The organism is Mesorhizobium australafricanum (assembly GCF_033977265.1).
GTDB classification, from domain to species: Bacteria; Pseudomonadota; Alphaproteobacteria; order Rhizobiales; family Rhizobiaceae; genus Mesorhizobium; species Mesorhizobium australafricanum.
In genome coordinates this window covers 1-2,428 of record NZ_JAVIIT010000045.1, presented here as the reverse complement: position 1 = coordinate 2,428, position 2,428 = coordinate 1, and the positions used below count along the sequence as shown (strand labels likewise).

At 61.5% G+C, this 2,428-nt stretch carries 1 protein-coding gene and 2 pseudogenes; 2 read left to right on the top strand and 1 reads right to left on the bottom strand.

Going from position 1 to position 2,428, the window contains the following annotated elements; genetic code table 11:
- Positions 1-433: 433 nt before the first annotated feature.
- A pseudogene (locus RFM98_RS31530) lies at positions 434-1,143 on the bottom strand (IS110 family RNA-guided transposase); the annotation flags it as partial.
- A 266-nt stretch (positions 1,144-1,409) separates the two neighbouring features.
- On the opposite strand from RFM98_RS31530, the gene RFM98_RS31050 reads away from it, so the two are divergent.
- Together RFM98_RS31050 and RFM98_RS31045 are read left to right on the top strand one after the other, a co-directional pair.
- Positions 1,410-1,889 carry a site-specific integrase gene (locus RFM98_RS31050; protein ID WP_320230387.1) on the top strand — a complete coding sequence of 160 codons (480 nt, stop codon included), beginning with the start codon at positions 1,410-1,412 and terminating at the stop codon, positions 1,887-1,889.
- 209 nt (positions 1,890-2,098) lie between these two features.
- Positions 2,099-2,428, top strand: a pseudogene (locus RFM98_RS31045) (hypothetical protein); the annotation flags it as partial.

The window sequence follows — 2,428 nt, the reverse complement described above, 5'->3', positions numbered from 1 at the left end:
GGCGACATCAGCACTCCTTATGCGGGGCCCTGACCGAGGGAGCGACGATGACATGCCTCCGCTTGCGAATCGGCCAGCCAGCCGGTCAACATGCGCGCTCTGGCCTGGATCGGAGGTGGAACATGACGGGCATGGACGAGCGGCGGCATTAGGCATCGGCTGCAGCGCCACATATGTGGAACGGCCACGCGGGCAAGCGCTTTTCATCCAGCGGGATCGGTGCGGTCATATGTCCGGCCTTTCAGCGCGGCCTAAGACCGCTGGCCTCGATGAAATTCGCGATGCGAGGGGCTGATCAATCTGACGCGCTTTAAGCGCATTGTCGCGCCGGCCTCTCCCGCCTCGGGATTTCGTCCCGTGGGTCATCGTCTAATTTTGCACCTCGCCTCTGTCCGGCGTCGCGCCGGCAAGTCCGTCCTGGTCGTCGTTCGGCTTAGGCGTGTGCTGCGCCGCTCGCCGTACCAGTATTTCGATATGTCCCGCCCTTGGTGAGCAGCGCCCAGATGATCCTCGCCATCTTGTTGGCGAGCGCGATTGCGACGACGTCGCGCCACAAACGAGCAGCGAGCGGAGCGTCGGGTTGCCCATTTCGATATGCCGCCGAGCTGCTCCTTGCCGTCGCTCGAATGGGGCTTTGGCGTTAGTCTCAGCCAGGGGGCGAAGTGACGGCCGGATTTGAATCCGTCGGGATCCGGGATCAGCGCTTTTGACGGAAGCCGCCGCGAGCGCTCCGACGCCCGGAATTGTCGTCAGCCGTGGCATGTCCTGGTCGCGCTTCGCCTCGCCGACGATCCCTCGTTCGAGCTTGTCGATTTGACGCGTCAGCGCCTCGATCTGATCGGCGATTTCAGCCAAAGCCAATCGAGCGGCTTTTGGCAGGCAAACGTCCTCCTCGTCCCGCACGATCTCGATCAACGCAGCCATAGCCGTGCCGAGGGCGGCAACAACCCCCAACTCCGACAAATGCCCGCGAAGCGCGTTGATCGCCTGAGTTTGCTGTCGGATCAAAAGGGCGCGCGTCCTCAGCACCATGGCCGCCGCTTGTTGATCAGCCGATTTGATCGGAACGAAACGCATGGTCTTGCGGGTGACGGCTTCGCTGATCGCTTCGACGTCGGCGGCCTCCGTCTTGCGCCGTTTAACTAATCACGAGGTCTTCATAATGCGGAGGAATGATTCACGGATTTTCGCCATTTTCGGATCAGCTTGCTTTGCATTATTTCGTGCCGAACCTCTGCGGGTCAACCAACAGAGGAGTTGCCAATGTCAAATAGCCGTCACGACCTGATCGCCGCACTCAAATCCTCGCTTATCGGTCAGCGGTACAGCCCTGTCGTGGCGGGGAGCTACTGCGCCTACGCGTCTGAGTTTCTCGATTATCTCGTACATCGGAGCATCCCGTCGCGGACGTGATCGACGTGCAGGTCGAGCAATACCTGCAGCATGCGATCGTACTGTTCGAAAAGCGGCGTGGTAGACGTCCCAGCGCGCGCTGGCACCAGGTTCCGCGCTCCGGAATTCGAGCCTTGTTGCGGCTTGCTCACGGTCAATGGCCACGAGCTATCGAGCCTACCTGCGCGGCCGATGTGGTCCGATTTGCAATCTGCGACGAGTACGAAATCCGGCTGCGTGAGGAACGCGGGTTGGCTTGCTCCAGCGTCGCAACGTTGATGTGGGAAGCCCGCAACTTCCTTGCTTGGCAGACCGGTGGCGGCATCGACGGGTGGACGGGCCTCAGCAGTAGCGACGTTGACCGCTATATGGATTTGCGCGCGCCGAAACTGACGCGCTGCTCGCTGAAGGATACAGCAGAGCGGCTTCGCTCTCTGCTGCGCTACCTCCACATCACATCACAGGTCGCGTCACGACGGACCTGTCAGGGCACGTGATAGCCCCGTCGCTTATGCGTACGAAGGAGTACACCGTCAGTCCTGAACCGCGATCTGACAGTCGCTGTTTCGAGAGCGCGAAGAAACGAGACATCGGCGGGGCTGCGGGACCATGCGATCCCTGCAACTCCTTGCAACATATGGGCTACGGTCTGTTGAAATCCGCAATCTGCAGATCGAGGACATCGACTGGCGGACGGAAGCCATCCATGTTCGCCCCACAAGACGCGAGCCAGCACATCCTGCCACTGATGGAGCTGGTCGGCGAAGCGGTGCTCGCCTATCTGCGTTCCGGGCGGCCCATGACGGACGCCAGAGAAATCTTCCAGCGCACGCGCGCACCCTATCGCAAGCTCGACAAGCTTTACAGCGTGGTTCGCCGGCGGCTCCGTGACGCCGCTCGTCCATGTTCGTCATGTTCCACCTCCGATCCAGGCCAGAGCGCGCATGCCGACCGGCTGGCTGGCCGATTCGCAAGCGGAGGCATGTCATCGTCGCTCCCTCGGTCAGGGCCCCGCATAAGGAGTGCTGATGTCGCG